Genomic DNA, 15,339 nt, shown 5'->3' with positions numbered 1-15,339 from the left:
AGGAGGGAGATACAGGCCTTACAGGGTGACCGCGCCGCCGGAGACGGTAAGCAGTGCGCCGGAGGTGTAGCTCGCGCTGTCGGCAGCGAGCATCACGTAGGCCGAGGCGAGCTCTGCCGGCTGGCCGGGACGACCGAACGGGGTCTGGCTGCCGAACTGCTCAACTTCCTCTGCGGCCATGCCGGCGGGAATGAAAGGCGTCCAGATCGGGCCGGGCAATACTGCGTTGACACGGATGCCCTTCTCGGCGAGAAGACCGGCCAGGCCGATGGTGAGGTTGGCCACCGCGCCCTTGGTGGCCGAGTAAGGCAGGATGTTGGGCGTGGGCTTCTTGGAGTTCACGGAGGCGGTATTGATGACCGAGCCGCCGTCCTGCAGGTGCGGCACGCACAAACGGGTCAGGTTGAAGACGGCATGCACATTGGTATCGAACGTCTTTCGCCAGTCGTCCAACGTGATGTCATCAAAGGATTCGTAGTAGCGCTGATACGCGGCGTTGTTGACCAGAATGTCCAGGCCCCCAAGTTCGCGAGTGACCTGCTCGATGAGCGCTTCAGCCTGGGCGTCGTCGCTGATGTCGCAGGGGCACAGGACGGCCTTCTGGCCCGCCTCTTCTATGAGGACCCCAATGCTGGCGGCATCCTTCTCCTCGCCCTCAAGGAACGCGATCGCCACATCGGCGCCTTCCCGGGCGTAGGCAATGGCTACTGCCGCACCAATACCGCTGTCGCCGCCGGTAATCAGCGCTTTCTTGCCTTTCAGCATGCCGTGACCAACGTAGCTTTCCTCACCGTGGTCTGGCCGAGGATCGAGCTTGTCGGTCTTGCCGGGAAACGACTGCTGCTGCGCCTTGAACGGCGGCCGGGGATAGTTGGGCACGGGCATTTGCTGAGCCTCTATTGGGTTGAGGAAGGTCAGTGTGCGGACGCCTTGGTAAACGTCGCGGCCCAGTGGTGTCGATGCGATGTGCAGGGGTCGGATCGACCGGAGGGTCAGAGCGGGTAGGCGATGGTCGTCATGATGCTGTTCTCGGCTTGGCGTGAATCAAGCCGGGTGTGCTGGACGACGACCGGAACATCGGATTCGATGACGCACGAAAAACCCACGCCACGGGGCACCGGGGCAGGCACCTCGAGATCGTTGAAGCGCTTGTGACACGTGCGCCGGGCGGGGACGGTGAAGCGGTAAGGGCCCTGCGGGTCGCGATCCTCGAAATACAGCGTCAGGGTGATCGCCGCATCGGTGGAACCGGTGTTGAGGATGCAGCAGGTCTCGTGGCTTTGCAGCTCTGGTTCCGGCCCGTTGCTCCACGCAGGGATGTAGCCCTCGGCGATAGCCCAGCACCGCCGACCGAGGGACGTCCGCTCATTGAGGTTCATCCGCGACGTCCCCTTGGCTTGGCGCCCCCGGCAGCCCATTGTGTGATGAGGGCAGCACTGCCGACGGCAATGGCGTCTTCCACGGCGCCGGTGCTGCTTTGACCGTAGCGGGCGATCGCCCGCATGCGCAGGTTGAAGGTCACGTAGGCCATACCAACGGCGGCGCCTGCACCCAGAAGCGCGCCCAGCTTTCGCTGCCGATGGGGAGCGAGCGCTGCGCCTGCAATCATCCCGGTAGCGACGCGCGCAACCATGCCTGCCGGAACGATGCGGTCGGGGGCCGTTTTCATCTTGTCACCAACGAGCTCACCGCCTGCCAACGCGAGCATCCCTGCGGAAGCGAGCTTGTTGGCCAGAAGGCGAGGGGCACCGTTATCGGCCGGCAAGTTACCGCTCCGCGCGGCGTTGGTCACCGCGGCCAAGGGGGTCATCGCGCGCATTCCTGCGACGGCTCCCATCAAAATCGAATGGATCAAGGCCATCTGGCTCTCCTGAATAGGGTGGAATCGCCGGAGCCGGCCCTCAGGGCTTTGCCGGACGCTCGTAATCTTCCGGTTTGGCGGTGTGCTCCGCCTCAGGCATGTCCTTGTCTTTCCACGTGGCGTCATCGTTCCGGAGCTTGTCCGGGGTGTGCGCTTTATCCTGGTCATCCACGTCGGCGCCGGGATTAAGGGGCAGTTTGCTCATGGGTCGCTCCGTGTTGGTGTCAACCTCTATGCTGCTCCCGCCGCCATGAGAACGGCGTTTGGGCGGACTCCACATTTTCACGACGCCGCGGTCACCGTCTGGCTACGTTGACGCGGGTATCTGTTCGTCGCAACGGACGGAGGACCTTACGATGCATGGACCGACCAGGGAGGGCCTGCGGTGATCGCAGTGATAGTTCCGGCCCACAATGAGGCAGCAGACATTGGCCGCTGCCTGGAATCAATCACCGTGGCCGCCAGGCATCCTGGACTTCGAGGCGAGCCCGTAGTGGCAGTCGTGGCGCTCGATGCCTGCACCGATAAAACGCCAGACGTATGTTTGCACCACGGTGCCGTGGCCATCTCGATTGAGGCACGGTGCGTGGGCGTGGCACGTGCGGCGGCTGCCAGCCATGCCCTTGGCTTGGGTGCGCGCTGGATAGCCAGCACTGACGCCGATACGCACGTCCCGTTTGACTGGCTCTGGAAACAAGCAAGCTGTGGGGCCGATGCGTTTTGCGGCGTAGTGGAGGTGCGTGACTGGCTTGATTACCCGGCTGCCGTGCGCCAAGCATTCGCTAGGCGCGAGCATGCGCGCGAAGGCCATCGCCATATCCACGGTGCCAACATGGGTGTCAGTGCTGCGGCCTATCGGGAGGTGGGCGGCTTCTCACCGCTGTTCACGGGGGAGGATGTGGCGCTGGCTCAGGCGCTTCAGCGCTCGGGGGCCAGCATCGCTTGGCGAGCTCGACCAGTCGTCACCACGAGTGCCCGCCGGTCAGCCAGGGCACCTCACGGGTTCAGTGGCTTCCTGCGTGCCTTGGAACGCGAAGTGCTCGAAGCGGGTGGGGCGTTGTTACCATCGCGGGAACTGGTGCGATGACGCTGAGGCCAGAGGAAGTCCAGACCCCAGGTGGATGGCTCCGCTGCCCGGTCTCCGTATGCGGGGACAATGTCCGGTGCTTTCCAAGCTCCCGGCAGTCCGGGGGTGCATGGTCTCGCGTGACCATCTTGGGCGAGGGGCATTCGTCCACAAGGTGGAAAAGCGGGACGAGGGCAAAGTTGGAGCATCTACGAATAGCCCCAAGTTGCACGTGGGAGCAGGGATGCTCATGTGCGCCCTGAATCGCCATAGCTGCACTAGGGCCTGAGCCTACTCACCAGGTGCAGAAGCTCTTTGACACTGAACGGTTTGGTGACAAATGGCGCGCCCTGATGCCGCTTCGGAACCGCTTGAAAGTAGACAGCGGAAGCGAATAAGAACGGGATTCCACGAGCCGCCATTTGATCTGCAACAGGGAACACCGGCCCGTCTCGCAGCTCAACGTCCAAAATGGCCGCATCAACGGTGTGGCTGGCAAGGGAGCTTAGCGCATCGGCAACAGAATACGCAGGCACGACCCGAAATCCCGCATCGCCTAAAGCCTCGACAAAAAGCCTGGAGAGCTCGATCTCGTCCTCGACTACCAAAATGACACTGCCTGATTCAGATTCAGCCGGACGGGTCATGAACTAATGAAGTTGCGGAGAGAATCGAATCGTCCTCTTCGACGTGTCAACGTCGAGCCAAGGGCTTTTGGCTCTGCGTTGACATGCACGCGCCGATAGGCGATGGATTCGTGGCTCAATTCAATTGTTCGTGGATCGCAGTGATGAGCTGTTTGAAGCGGTAAGGCTTCGGCAGAAAACGCACGGACGCAGGAATGGGGGGGAGCTGGGAGCGCTGGAGCCCGGACACCACCAACACACGGGCGCCGGGCTGCGTTTCGGCGACCGCAGCCGCCACCTCAAGGCCTGAAACACCACCCGGCATGCTGACATCCGTAACCACCACGGCGTATTGCGTTTCACCCCTCAACTGGGCGATCGCTTCTATTCCATCGGATGCGGGAGTGACCGCGAAACCCTGATCGGACAACGCTTGGGTCACCACCGAGCGCAAATCGGCTTCGTCTTCAACGAACAGCAAATTAATGGGCATATCAAGGCTCGTGGATAGGAAAGCAAAGCACGATGCGGGTCCCTTTTCCCGGAACGCTGCTCAGTTGGGGAAAGCCGCCTGATTGTTTCGTGAAACCAAACACCTGGCTAAGCCCTAGACCGCTGCCCCGTCCCACGGGCTTTGTGGTGAAAAATGGTTCGAACACGCGTGCCTGCTGGGCGATTGGAATGCCCTCACCATCATCCGCAACGGTCACGCAGACGTGAGGCGCAGGGGCGTGACCCTCTGAGGCAGGATCGAGGGTCTCCTTGGCGCTGGCTGAGATGGTGATAGTGCCGCCGTCGGGCATCGCATCGCGGCTGTTGCACACGAGGTTTAGGACCGCTGCCTCAAGTTGTGCCTTGTCGACGAATACCAAGGGGAGATGCTGGTCGAGGTCGAAGGTCACCTCGACCCCGTCTCCCGCCGAACGCTGCAAGAGTTCATGGGATTCTCGCAGCGCGGCGGCGACATTCAAGGGTTCGGGAGACAGCTTCTGGCCTCGGCCAAACGTCAGTAGTTGTCGCGAGAGCAGCGCCCCACGCTCCGCCGCCCGTAGGGCCGTCTCTATCAGCTTCGACGCAGGGCCGTCCTTAACCCTCAAGCTGATGAGGTCAAGGCAGTTGACAATGATGGTCAGGAGGTTATTGAAGTCATGGGCCAATCCAAGGGTCAGCTTGCCGATGGCTTCCATTTTCTGTGCTTGCAGCAGGCTGTGCTGGACCTTTTCTAGCCGCTCTTGAGCGTCATGACGCTCAGTGATGTCTCTGGTCACTTTGGCGTATCCCACCAACGTGCCGTCGATCCAGATGGGATCGATCACTACGCTTGCCAAGAAGCGTGAACCGTCTTGCCGGACCCGCCACCCCTCCTCGATACACCGTCCCTCCGCGGCTGCTGTCCGCAGGTTGCGCTGAGGCACGCCCGCAGCGGCATCCTCGGGGAGGTAGAACCGGGAGAAATTTGTTCCAATGACATCTTGGGCGGTGTAGCCCTTGATCCGCTGCCCGCCCGGGTTCCAAGTCCGAATTACGCCATGCTCGTCAAGCATGTAAATTGCATAGTCAGTGACGGAGTTGACCAAGAGGACGAACTGTCGGGACTCGTCATTCAACACGTCTTTGGGGTGTTCCAACTGTGTCACGTCCATCTCCCCGGCATCGCGTCACCCTAAGGGATGGTTTGTAAAGAAATCGTAAAAATGCGTGCTCCCGTGCTCGCTTTGATGTGGCCTTTACACACTGATGCTGCGTCATGGTCACACTGTATCTGCATGGACAGAACGCGACACGCGGGAGGGTGGCCGTATGGCAGACGGAATGGGAGCAGTGAGTGTATTCCTGGTAGAGGATGAGCCGAGCTTGATGTATGTGCTTGAGGAGTCGATCAAGACCCTTGGTTACGCGGTCATTGAGAAGGCGGAGTACCTGCCGGACGCTCTGGAGCGCGCGAAAAGTGTCGCGTTCGATGTGGCAATGCTGGACGTCAATCTGCATGGGCAAGAGTCCTTCCCTGTTGCAGACGTTCTGATGGAGCGGGGAATCCCGTTTGTCTTTACAACGGGGTTTGGTAAAACCACTTTGCCTGAGCGCTTCAAGCGCGCCCCTCTGATGGAGAAGCCGTTTCGTCTCAAAGACATCCATCGCGCGATCACTGAGCTTCAAGGGAAGCTGTCGGCTTGACCGGGTCTTTATAACTTCGCCTGGTCTTCACCCAAACATCGCCTCCCGGCGATGCCTCGCTGGATAGGGTGCGTTCTCCCTTGTCCAACCAGGAGATTTCCATGGCCGAACCCAAAGAGAACCTGCTTGACTGGCTGCGCGACGCCCATGCAATGGAGCAGCAGGCGGAGACGATGTTGAAGGGGCAGGCGTCCCGTATTGAGCACTATCCCGTGCTGAAGGCGCGGATCGAAGAGCACATCCAAGAGACGATCGGACAACGAGAGCTGCTCGAGGGCTGCATCAAGCGCCTCGGCGGCTCTCCATCCACCATCAAAGACGTGATGGGAAAAATGGCCGCATTCGGCCAGGCGCTGGGTGGGATGACCGCATCCGACGAGATCGTGAAAGGCGCGATGGCCGGCTACGTGTTCGAGCACTTTGAAATTGCCTCATACACCGCTTTGATCGCAGCGGCCAAGACCGCCGGTGACCCGGAAACCGCACGCGTGTGTCAGGAAATTCTGGTCCAGGAAGAGGCGATGGCCGACTGGCTTGCAACGCATTTGCCGGAAGTTACCGAAGAGTTCCTGGTGCGCGATGCCGCCCCTGGTGTTGAGGCAAAGAAGTAAAGTCCCGCTCATCATTGCCGACGCCCCGTCGGAGGGGTTTCACTCTCCGACGGGGCGACGAGGACGCCCGGTTTATCTTGTCCGCCGGTAGCTCAAGCATCGACGGAGTTCACCCAGGGCCGGCAAGACCACCAGAAGCATCGCGGGCACAAGCGCAAAGGCCCATAAGGCGGCTGGCGCCGGGTCAAACGCCACGACTGGTCCGACATGGGTGCTGGGCAGTGACCAGTAAACGGCACCTACCGCGACCCACGGCGCTAAGTCCAGAATACTGTGAACGTGCTGCTCCAAGGGGCGAATCGCGCGCTTGGGATAGGCCACCCGCGTGTCCCAATAGCCTGTTATTGCGTGCAGGCACACCAGTGCCAAGAGGATGGCGAAAAGCCCATGCGAGGCTCCGAATCCCAGCCAAAGAGCCGTCGCCAGCCCGAGGATCGCAATCTGAGCCAAGTGCAGCCTTGACTCCGGAATGCCCGAGGTGGATTCGATACTGCTGGCCCTGTGCAGCCAGAAATCCATGGCGCCCGCAACCAACCAAAGGACATACAGGACATGCCAGGCCGTTACGTCCATGGCGGGATCGGGCTTTCGATGTTGAAGGTCCGGCTGCGTCTAAAGCTCATAGCGATTCCTCCTGACAGGTCAAGCATCGGTTGGTCCGGAAATTCTAGAAAAGCCGCTCGCACGACGATGTGTTTTCGGCACGAGGGACTTACCCGTTCCGCTTGACGGGCCTGAGATTCCCTCGGTTTGACGGACCCTTGACGCCACGCTGACACGCCGTGCCGTCTGGGGAGCGGATATTCGTCTTCAACCTTGTCAGGAGAAACGTATGAGTGCTTATCCACAATTTACGGCAGCAACGCCGCGGGTAACTCGGATGGAGATGGCTGATCTGTACGTGGGCGATGACACCACCGTGGTCCAGCTGGACGCGCTCCCCTGCGAGGCCTGGATCAAGAACCTCCGAGAATTGGTGAGTCAGTGCTCAGAGCTCGCCGGAGCAAAGGTGGAGGTGGAGGGCTCGTGGGTCCACTTCATCGGAGTACGGAAGGCTTTTGGCCCTGTTGCGCCCCGCGTATTGGAAGTCATCGCAGCCGCAGGCGAGATGGCCTATGCCCCCCACACCGTTCGGCCGTCATTGTTTACCTCGGCCGCGGACTTAGCGATGCAGTGACACGGCGCCAGTGACGCCGACCGCCCAAATGCTTCCAAGGGCGCTCACGGGATGACCATGGCTGATGACAAGAGACTGGACACGGTATCGATTCCCTGCGCGGTGTTATCCAGCCGGAATAACTCAACTAGACTCTAGTACCCCCGGGGGAGATCGAAGGTGCAGAGGGTTCAGATGAGCGAGCGCATGACCCTCAGCCATGCCACCCATGCCACCCAATGCGATGGCGCTCCACACAGGCGGCCAGTTCCCGGCGGACTACCTGGGATCCGCTCGTGGCCTGAAGTGGACCTTGGCCCCACGGATAGCACAAGGGACCTGCTATCCAATTTTATCGCTTTGGTGACGAGGCAACAGGCGCCCCTATTTGGATGCACCCTTGGTCACTCGCCGCGCCTGTCTCAAGTGTCGGGGCGTCCGCTGGCCAAAATGGGGTGCAGGCTCGGTCTTAGCTTTCTCGCTCAACGGGATCGGTTAGGGATGTTTATCGGGGGTAGGCGGAGTTTCGCTACTGGCAGAAGCAAGCGTTCCCCGAGCAATGGATCAGGGCTCCAGATCACGACTAAGGTTGACGAGACCACACCGTCGCCCGCGCGTCCCCGTTTGCTAGAGAAAGCCCTTAGTCCAACTATTCCTACTAGTTCCTTAAACATGCGGGAGCAGATACTGCTGATCACCAAGGCAGGAAGCTTCTGCACGGTCAGGACTGACGTTGGCAGACCACCTCCACGTTGACGCCATCTGGGTCCAGCACGTAGGCGGCGTAGTAGTGCGGGTGATACTGCAGCCGTATGCCAGGTGGCCCATTGTCGACACCACCAGCGGCCACCGCCTCACGGTGGAATGCGTCGACGGCTGCCCGGCTGTCGGTCGCGAACGCGATGTGCGTGCCCGTCCCCGGTGCCTCATGGTCGTGAATCCATAGGCATGGATAGCCCTCCTTGCCGAAACCATGGCGGGAGCCGCCGGTGCGAGTGCGCTCGGGGCCAATGGTGATGACGAGGAGGATTTCTAGAGGAGCCAGGGCGGCTTCGTAAAAGCGCCGGGATGTCTCAGCATCGCTGACCGCAAACTCAATGTGATCAAGGATCGTCATGACGTGGATTGCTCCGAGGTAGCTAAGAACGTTTCGAAGGCGAGGCCGGCAAGTTTGGCGACCGAAGTCACTCGGGGCCTGGACAATCCGGCGCGTGCCGAAGCAGACAAGCCCTGCAATGTCGTCACGACGTAATCGGCCAGTTCGCGCGCACGCTGCGGCTCTGACCGGCTGATGTAATGCTCGATGAAGGTGGCAGAGGCGTCCGCGTAGGCACCGGCCAATGCACGCGCCTGCGGATCATCAGCGCGCATCCCTTCGGCCGCCATGCAGCCACGCCGGGATTTCGATCTGGTATAGAGGGCTGCGGCATGCAGCAGGAGGTCGCTGATGGCCTCACCCAGCTGCCGATCAGGCGTCAGGATCCTGTCTGCTGGCAGGTTCGCCTCTTCCACATAAACCGCTAGACATCGCTCGAACAGGCCAGCCTTGTTTCCATAGGCGGCGTACAGACTCGGTGGATTGATGTCGAGCGCGCGGACGAGCTCGGAGATGCCCACCGCGTCATATCCCCGTTCGTGGAAAAGATCTTTTGCGATGAGAACGCCCGCCTCGCGGTCAAAGGGGCGCCGTGATGGCCGCGCCGACGAAGGCGAATCCTTGAAGCGGGTCGATCCTGGAAGTTTCTGGCTCATGGTTTCCTCCGACGTCGGCGTAGCTGCGTGGGTGGCGAAGTGTTGCGAGGACGCAGTGGCATGTTTGCGTCCGTTGCTTTAGTGGTCACTATATACTAGATTAGTGATCACTACAACGCGGAGCGTGCAATGTACAACTTGAACAATAAAACAGCTGTTGTGACTGGCGGTGGCAGTGGAATCGGCCTGGCGATCGCCAAACGGCTGACGCAGGAGGGGGCCCGGGTGGTCATCACAGGCAGGCGCCAGCAGGTACTGGATGAAGCGCTTGCCACGCTGGGCGAAAACGCGGTCGGGCTGGTCGCCGACGTCAGCAGCGCGTCCAGCCTGGAGGCGCTGTATACCGAGGTGAAACGGCTTTTCGGCGGGATCGACGTGCTGGTGGCCAACGCAGGTGGTGGTGTACATGCACCACTTGGAAAGATCACCGAGGAGCAGATCGACCAGCAGTTCTCGACCAACGTAAAGGGCGTAGTGCTGACGCTGCAGGGTGCGCTGCCCCTGCTTGGCTCCGGATCGAGCGTGGTGATCATCGGGTCGACGTCCTCCATGGATCCGGGCCCTACCATGAGCATCTACGGCGGTACCAAGGCGGCAGTTCGCAACATGGTCCGGAGCTGGACGGCCGAACTCAAAGGGACGGGGATCCGGATCAATATCCTGAGCCCTGGGCCGACCAATACGCCATCGCTGCGCGAAGCTTTCGGAGACGATGCCGAGGCGGGCATGGCGTTTCTGACGGCAAAAAGTCCGCTGGGCCGCATCGGCGAGCCGGAGGAAATCGCGTCGGCCGTCGCGTTCCTGGCAAGTGATGCAGCCAGCTACGTCAATGGCGTAGAGCTGTTTGCTGACGGTGGCGCTTCCCAGAGCTGACCGGGGGCAGGGCTGCACCCGCCGGCTAGGCGAGTGCAGGTCCGCGGACGCTCGCCATGATGCGTGCAGCGTCCCGGGAAGGCGGCAGACCGAACGCGCGTACGTACTCTCGACTGAACTGCGTCGGGCTTTCGTAGCCCACATCAAGCGCGGTCGCGGTCACGCTCTTGCCATGCGCCGTCAACAGCTGGCGTGCCTGCAGCAGGCGCAGCTGCTTCTGGTACTGAAGCGGACTCAGTGCGGTGGCGGACTTGAAGTGACGGTGGAAGGCCGACTCGCTCATTGCCACCTGTTCGGCCAAGGCGGCGATTCGAAGCGGTTTGGCGTAGTCGCTACGGATGCGCTGGATCGCGCTGCTGATACGCGCCAGCGCCGAATCCGGCGTGGCCAACTGTCGCAGCATGCATCCGTGTGGTCCCTGCAGCACGCGGTACAGGATCTCGCGCTCGTAGGCCGGGGCCAGTGCAGGTATCTCGCCGGGGCGTTCCATCAGGCGCAGCATGCGCACCCACGCATCCATCAGCTCCGGGGTGACGGCAGCGACGTTGAAGGCCTCGGTCTGGGTGGAGGGCTCGCCGCGCCCGGTGGCGGCATCGGTGGTGTCGCACAGCAGCGCTGCGAGGATGCTCGGGTCCAGCGTGAGGCTCACCGCCAGGTACGGTTCGCCGCTGCTGGCCGGGTGCACGGCACCCACCGCCGGTAGGTCCACGGACATGATGAAATAAGTGGCGGGGTCGTAGTGGAGCGTCTTCTCACCCACCGTCATGGATTTGGTGCCCTGCAGGATCAGGTTGATCATCGGCTCGTATACGGCCGCCAAGGCATGCTCCGGGATCTCCCCCTGCACCATGGCCACACGGGGAATACCCGTATCAGTGCGGCGATTTTCGGCATGCGCCGCGAGCCGGCGCAGTTCATCCAGTGCGTTTTCCATGGCCACATTGGACACCCACCGGAGCGGGCTGGCAAGGCGAGGAGCAGGAATAGGCAGGAAATAGCGAGGATCAGGGCGGCGCTCCACGGCCAGCGAGCCTAGCCTGTGGATCACCCTTCACTGCACAGGAGTACCTGCATGAAAAATGTACTGATCACCGGCGGCAGCCGTGGCATTGGTGCCAGCGCCGCGTTGCACTGCGCGCAGCGCGGCATGGGCGTCGTCCTCACCTACAACGCCCAGCCCCATGCTGCCCAGCAGGTGGTGGAGCGCATCCAGGCAGAGGGCGGTACGGCAGTGGCCCTGCAGCTGGATGTGGGCAAAACCGGCAGCTTTGCGGCGTTTGCCGCGCAGGTGAAGGACACCTTGCAGGGCACCTGGGGCGCCTCCGCGCTGGATGGCCTGGTGAACAACGCCGGGTTCGGGCTGTTCAATCCGATAGAGACGGTGACCGAGGAACAGTTCGACGGTCTGTTCAACGTGCACCTGAAGGGGCCGTTCTTCCTTACCCAGGCACTGCTGCCGCTGCTGGGTACTGGCGCGAGCATCGTCAACGTCACCAGTGCCACCACGCGTGTGGCCACCGCCGGGGTGGCGCCATACGCCGCCTTCAAGGGCGGGTTGGAGGTGCTTACCCGCTACATGGCCAAGGAGTTCGGCGAGCGCCGCATCCGCGTCAACGCCGTCGCACCCGGGGCGATCCGTACCGAACTGGGCGGCGGCCTCAATGATGAGTTCGAAGCCCTGCTGGCCGCGCAGACGGCGCTGGGCCGGGTAGGCGAGCCGGACGACGTGGGCCGCGTAATCGCTGGGCTGCTCGGTGATGAGCAGGCCTGGGTCAATGCGCAGACCATTGAAGTTGCAGGCGGCTACAACATCTAGTTCGCAACGGGAGTACGACATGCTCGACCACATTTTCCTCACTGTCACTGACACCACCCGCTCGGTCGCGTTCTACACGGCCGCGCTGGCCCCGCTGGGAATCGTCAACCGGCTCGACTACGACGGCCGGCAGGGCCCACCCGGCCACCCGGACCTGAAGGGCTTCGGCGCAGGCGGCCGGGTCTTCTTCTGGCTGCGCCAGGGCGTGGCGGCAGCGCAGGCGGCACATATTGGATTCGTGGCGGATTCCAGCGCGATGGTCGACGCGGCTTATGCCGCCGCGATGGCCGCCGGCGCCAGCGAGATCCATCCGCCCGGCCCGCAGCTGCACTACGACCCCCGCTACTACGCCGCGCAGGTGCGCGATCCGGATGGCTACAGCCTGGAGTTCGTCTACAAGAGCTGGCAGCACGGCCATGAATGACGGCGTCGAGTCGCACCCCCTGCAGGCCACAGTGGTGGCCTTCATCAACGCCACGAACGCCTTCGATATCGAACGGGCCCTGGCGTTGTTCAGCACGACGGCAGTGATCGATGACCCTTCCACCGGATCCACCTTCAACAAGCATGCCGGGGTGCGCGACTATCTGGAAAGGTACTTCCTGGGTTACCACACGGTCACCCGGCTGCTGTCGCTGGAACGCCTTGGCGATGTACGCGCACGCGTCCGGGTCGATTTCACCGGCGATTTCGGTCACGAGATCGGATTGCTTCTGGTGGCCGTGGATTCCGCAGGCCGCATCTCCCGCATTGACGCCTCACTCGAATAGGGTGGCGAGGAACACACCATGAAAACATTGATGATCTACGGTGCATCCGGCTACACCGGGCGCATGGCTGCAGCACACGCGAAGGAAGCTGGGCTGAAGCTGGTATTGGCAGGGCGCGACGAAGCTCCGCTGCAGGCGCTGGCCACACGCCTTGGCGTGGCGTACCGCGTGTTCGCGCTGGATTCCGCTGCCGATGTGGACTACGGATTGCAGGATATCGCGGTGCTGCTTAACTGCGCAGGTCCGTTCGCGCATACCGCAGGAGCGCTGATCGAGGCGTGCCTGCGCGCCGGCGTCCACTACCTGGATATTGCCGCCGAGCTGGACAGCTACCAGTTGGCCGAGCGCCATGACCTGAACGCCGCAAAGGCCGGGGTAATGCTGATGCCGGGCAGCGGGGGCAGCGTGGCGATGCTTGGCAGCCTGGCCGCGCGTGCCGTGGAGCGTGTGCCGTCACCGGTGGCCATCCGTATCGCGTTGCATGTAGCAGGTTCGATGTCGCGCGGATCGGCTATCAGCGCCAGCCAACACGTAACGGCCACGTGCCTTATGCGCAAGGACGATGTGCTCACGGCACGTGCCCCGGACGCGCTGCGCGACATCGATTTCGGCAACGGGCCGGTGAGTTGCTTTCCAGTGACGCTGCCTGACCTGATCACCATCGCCCGGCAAACCGGGGTGGGCGATATCGAAACCTACGTACATGTTTCTGGCAGCGCTTTCCCCGAAGGCGGCATCGATGCACTGCCGGATGGTCCCACCGCGCAGGAGCGCACCGACAACCGGTACCAGGCAGCGGTAGAGGTAGTCGGCGCCAACGGTACCGTAACCCGCGCAGTGCTGGATACGGTGAACGGCTACAGCTTCACTCCCCTTGCCGCGGTCGTGGCTGCGCGCCGTGTGCTGGCAGGGGAGGCGCGTCCAGGCTTCCAGACGCCTGTAGGTGTATTCGGCAGCGGCTTCGCTGAGACCATCGCCGACACCCGTATCACTCTCATTGACCCAACCACCCCCACGGCTCGCTAAGGAATCCACTTCATGTCGCTGCACCTCAACGCTCCCGATACTCTTCACGACATACATGCCGTGGTCGACACGCTGTACCGCTTCGCCGCAGGTATCGATCTTCGCGACCGCAAGCTGCTCTCGTCGGCCTTTACAGAGGACGCCATCTCCGACTTCCGCCCCGCTGGCGCAAAGGCGGGCTTCGAGTACCCGGTGCTGCAGGGGCGGGAAACCATCGTCGAGGCGCTGTCCACTTCGCTCAACGGGCTCGATACCTCCCACTCGTTCAGCAACCCGAGGGTGGCGGTGGACGGTGATACGGCCCGGGTGGATGTGTTGGTCGAAGCGCAGCACGTATCGAGGGTCGACGGCACACGCCAGTATCTGATGAAGAACCGCTATGACGTTTTCTTGGCCCGCCGCGACGCGGGGTGGGAGATCAAGCATGTGATAGTGGACAACGTCTGGAGGACCGGTGATCCGGGCGTGCTCGCCGGAATCTGAGCGGAGTGGGTGGTCAGTGGTCCGCTTCTGGCCGAAAGCGGACCTTGGCCCAACGGGTAGGGTAGGGGAACTGCAATCCAGCATTAGGATCAGGGATGTTTATCAGGGGTAGGGCGGATGTCCGTTTCTGGCTGAAAGCGGACGAAGGTCGAGGCTCGAGTTGAACTGCCAATCGGCCTGTCGCTGGCGCATTGCGCGCGGCGAGCAATCCACAGCCTGTCCGCGACCAAGCATCGCGCGACATCTGCCGTCTGAACACTATCTCCGCAACGGGCAGTAGGTAGTTGACCCTGCCGACGTGATCCGTAAAATTGACTTACGGCGTGTGCTGCGTGCGCCCGGGGGTAGGTCCCGATTACGGAGAACGACCTGTCGTTTTCCGAGTCTACGCATGCTGATACTCCAAAGTTCCGACCATCTCGATGTCTCACAGCTCTCACAGGCTTGGGCTGGATGGCATCTTCCACACCTCGATCAACCATGAGCTGACGAACCCTTCAGGTGCGTCGAGTCTGGTCGTACCTATCCGGTTTGTTCTCTCCTTGCTTTAAGGGAGCACGATGACAACGATAGACCGACCGCCCAGCATCTTTGCGCGCATGCTCGCCAACGAGGCATCTGCGGGTGTCGCACTAATGATGGCGTCGATGGTCGCCATCTTGCTGGCCAACAGTCCAGCTGCGGGCAGCTACTTAGCATTTTTGCATGCTCATGCCGGCCCGGTTCTCAGTGAGAAACTCGGGCCAATGACGCCGCATCTTTGGATCAACGACGGGTTGATGGCGATCTTCTTTCTTCTTGTCGGCTTGGAGATCAAGCGCGAGCTTATCAGTGGGCGGCTGTCCTCCTGGCAGCAGCGCAGACTACCAGCTGTGCCTGCGCTGCTCGGCATGGCACTTCCTGCTCTGATCTTTCTGATCGCATCTCGGCACGAGTCCTCCCTGTCCAACGGCTGGGCCATTCCTGCGGCCACAGACATTGCCTTTGCGGTGGGGGTGCTGGCGCTTTTGGGGCGGCACGCGCCTCCCAGCTTGAAGCTCTTGCTGCTGTCGGTGGCCATCATCGACGACATGGGTGCAGTGGCAATCATTGCCCTGTTTTACACCTCGTCCCTCGACATCGGA

The 15,339-nt window shown here is 61.9% G+C and carries 22 protein-coding genes; 11 read left to right on the top strand and 11 right to left on the bottom strand.

Going from position 1 to position 15,339, the window contains the following annotated elements; translation table 11 throughout:
* Window positions 1-18 precede the first annotated feature (18 nt).
* The 4 genes from ABE472_RS00110 to ABE472_RS00095 all read right to left on the bottom strand — a co-directional run bounded on the left by ABE472_RS00110 (window position 19) and on the right by ABE472_RS00095 (window position 2,066).
* Window positions 19-885 carry an SDR family oxidoreductase gene (locus ABE472_RS00110; protein ID WP_282261701.1) on the bottom strand — a complete coding sequence of 289 codons (867 nt, stop codon included), beginning with the start codon at window positions 883-885 and terminating at the stop codon, window positions 19-21.
* A gap of 107 nt (window positions 886-992) precedes the next feature.
* Window positions 993-1,379, bottom strand: coding sequence for a sensory rhodopsin transducer (locus ABE472_RS00105; RefSeq protein WP_313218350.1), 387 nt, complete (start codon window positions 1,377-1,379; stop codon window positions 993-995).
* Window positions 1,376-1,861, bottom strand: a complete 486-nt coding sequence (locus ABE472_RS00100; protein WP_282261699.1) for a DUF4126 domain-containing protein — start codon at window positions 1,859-1,861, stop codon at window positions 1,376-1,378. Before ABE472_RS00100 ends, ABE472_RS00105 begins: the two co-directional genes overlap by 4 nt.
* 40 nt (window positions 1,862-1,901) lie before the next feature.
* On the bottom strand, window positions 1,902-2,066 hold the full coding sequence (locus ABE472_RS00095) for a hypothetical protein (RefSeq protein ID WP_282261698.1): 165 nt from the start codon (window positions 2,064-2,066) through the stop codon (window positions 1,902-1,904).
* A 180-nt stretch (window positions 2,067-2,246) separates the two neighbouring features.
* Here ABE472_RS00095 and ABE472_RS00090 point away from each other — a divergent pair, with 180 nt between their 5' ends.
* Window positions 2,247-2,948, top strand: coding sequence for a glycosyltransferase (locus ABE472_RS00090; RefSeq protein ID WP_282261697.1), 702 nt, complete (start codon window positions 2,247-2,249; stop codon window positions 2,946-2,948).
* Window positions 2,949-3,205: 257 nt separating this feature from the next.
* Here the strand turns inward: ABE472_RS00090 and ABE472_RS00085 are convergent, their stop codons facing one another.
* The 3 genes from ABE472_RS00085 to ABE472_RS00075 all read right to left on the bottom strand — a co-directional run bounded on the left by ABE472_RS00085 (window position 3,206) and on the right by ABE472_RS00075 (window position 5,196).
* Complete coding sequence (locus tag ABE472_RS00085; protein ID WP_282261695.1) at window positions 3,206-3,574, bottom strand: response regulator; 369 nt, start codon at window positions 3,572-3,574, stop codon at window positions 3,206-3,208.
* Window positions 3,575-3,689: 115 nt separating this feature from the next.
* The gene (locus ABE472_RS00080) at window positions 3,690-4,046 is read right to left on the bottom strand and encodes a response regulator (protein ID WP_282261692.1); all 357 of its coding nucleotides are present in this window, start codon (window positions 4,044-4,046) and stop codon (window positions 3,690-3,692) included.
* Between the two features lies 1 nt (window position 4,047).
* Window positions 4,048-5,196: an ATP-binding protein gene (locus ABE472_RS00075; protein WP_346464934.1), complete on the bottom strand. Its 1,149-nt coding sequence runs from the start codon at window positions 5,194-5,196 to the stop codon at window positions 4,048-4,050.
* A 178-nt stretch (window positions 5,197-5,374) separates the two neighbouring features.
* Between ABE472_RS00075 and ABE472_RS00070 the strand changes: the two genes are divergently transcribed.
* Both ABE472_RS00070 and ABE472_RS00065 read left to right on the top strand, forming a co-directional pair.
* Window positions 5,375-5,728 (top strand): response regulator, encoded by a 354-nt coding sequence (locus ABE472_RS00070; RefSeq protein WP_346464932.1) that lies wholly within the window; start codon window positions 5,375-5,377, stop codon window positions 5,726-5,728.
* A gap of 101 nt (window positions 5,729-5,829) precedes the next feature.
* The gene (locus ABE472_RS00065) at window positions 5,830-6,339 is read left to right on the top strand and encodes a ferritin-like domain-containing protein (RefSeq protein WP_313218354.1); all 510 of its coding nucleotides are present in this window, start codon (window positions 5,830-5,832) and stop codon (window positions 6,337-6,339) included.
* A 72-nt stretch (window positions 6,340-6,411) separates the two neighbouring features.
* Here ABE472_RS00065 and ABE472_RS00060 read toward each other — a convergent pair whose 3' ends face one another.
* A complete protein-coding gene (locus tag ABE472_RS00060) occupies window positions 6,412-6,912 on the bottom strand; it encodes a hypothetical protein (RefSeq protein WP_313218356.1) in 501 nt (166 codons plus the stop codon).
* Between the two features lie 259 nt (window positions 6,913-7,171).
* Between ABE472_RS00060 and ABE472_RS00055 the strand changes: the two genes are divergently transcribed.
* On the top strand, window positions 7,172-7,516 hold the full coding sequence (locus ABE472_RS00055) for a hypothetical protein (protein ID WP_282261680.1): 345 nt from the start codon (window positions 7,172-7,174) through the stop codon (window positions 7,514-7,516).
* A gap of 700 nt (window positions 7,517-8,216) precedes the next feature.
* Here the strand turns inward: ABE472_RS00055 and ABE472_RS00050 are convergent.
* Window positions 8,217-8,612, bottom strand: a complete 396-nt coding sequence (locus ABE472_RS00050; protein ID WP_192083497.1) for a VOC family protein — start codon at window positions 8,610-8,612, stop codon at window positions 8,217-8,219.
* Window positions 8,609-9,247 (bottom strand): TetR/AcrR family transcriptional regulator, encoded by a 639-nt coding sequence (locus ABE472_RS00045; protein ID WP_192083498.1) that lies wholly within the window; start codon window positions 9,245-9,247, stop codon window positions 8,609-8,611. Before ABE472_RS00045 ends, ABE472_RS00050 begins: the two co-directional genes overlap by 4 nt.
* Window positions 9,248-9,376: 129 nt before the next feature.
* Between ABE472_RS00045 and ABE472_RS00040 the strand changes: the two genes are divergently transcribed.
* Window positions 9,377-10,120 (top strand): SDR family oxidoreductase, encoded by a 744-nt coding sequence (locus tag ABE472_RS00040; protein ID WP_192083499.1) that lies wholly within the window; start codon window positions 9,377-9,379, stop codon window positions 10,118-10,120.
* 25 nt (window positions 10,121-10,145) lie between these two features.
* Here the strand turns inward: ABE472_RS00040 and ABE472_RS00035 are convergent, their stop codons facing one another.
* Window positions 10,146-11,054, bottom strand: a complete 909-nt coding sequence (locus tag ABE472_RS00035) for an AraC family transcriptional regulator (protein ID WP_192083500.1) — start codon at window positions 11,052-11,054, stop codon at window positions 10,146-10,148.
* A gap of 138 nt (window positions 11,055-11,192) precedes the next feature.
* Between ABE472_RS00035 and ABE472_RS00030 the strand changes: the two genes are divergently transcribed.
* The 6 genes from ABE472_RS00030 to ABE472_RS00005 all read left to right on the top strand — a co-directional run.
* Window positions 11,193-11,936: an SDR family oxidoreductase gene (locus tag ABE472_RS00030; protein ID WP_313212622.1), complete on the top strand. Its 744-nt coding sequence runs from the start codon at window positions 11,193-11,195 to the stop codon at window positions 11,934-11,936.
* Between the two features lie 19 nt (window positions 11,937-11,955).
* Window positions 11,956-12,360 carry a VOC family protein gene (locus ABE472_RS00025; protein WP_313212623.1) on the top strand — a complete coding sequence of 135 codons (405 nt, stop codon included), beginning with the start codon at window positions 11,956-11,958 and terminating at the stop codon, window positions 12,358-12,360.
* Complete coding sequence (locus tag ABE472_RS00020; protein WP_313212624.1) at window positions 12,353-12,706, top strand: nuclear transport factor 2 family protein; 354 nt, start codon at window positions 12,353-12,355, stop codon at window positions 12,704-12,706. The genes ABE472_RS00025 and ABE472_RS00020 overlap by 8 nt, the downstream gene beginning before the upstream one ends.
* A gap of 18 nt (window positions 12,707-12,724) precedes the next feature.
* On the top strand, window positions 12,725-13,732 hold the full coding sequence (locus ABE472_RS00015; protein ID WP_313212625.1) for a saccharopine dehydrogenase NADP-binding domain-containing protein: 1,008 nt from the start codon (window positions 12,725-12,727) through the stop codon (window positions 13,730-13,732).
* A 12-nt stretch (window positions 13,733-13,744) separates the two neighbouring features.
* The gene (locus ABE472_RS00010; RefSeq protein WP_313212626.1) at window positions 13,745-14,215 is read left to right on the top strand and encodes a nuclear transport factor 2 family protein; all 471 of its coding nucleotides are present in this window, start codon (window positions 13,745-13,747) and stop codon (window positions 14,213-14,215) included.
* 599 nt (window positions 14,216-14,814) lie between these two features.
* Window positions 14,815-15,339: Na+/H+ antiporter NhaA (locus ABE472_RS00005; RefSeq protein WP_346464930.1), on the top strand; the 525-nt coding region annotated here is incomplete at its 3' end.

The sequence above is a fragment of the Stenotrophomonas sp. TWI809 genome (assembly GCF_039673205.1).
Classification (GTDB): Bacteria; Pseudomonadota; Gammaproteobacteria; order Xanthomonadales; family Xanthomonadaceae; genus Stenotrophomonas.
This window is presented reverse-complemented; position numbering and strand designations above follow the sequence as displayed.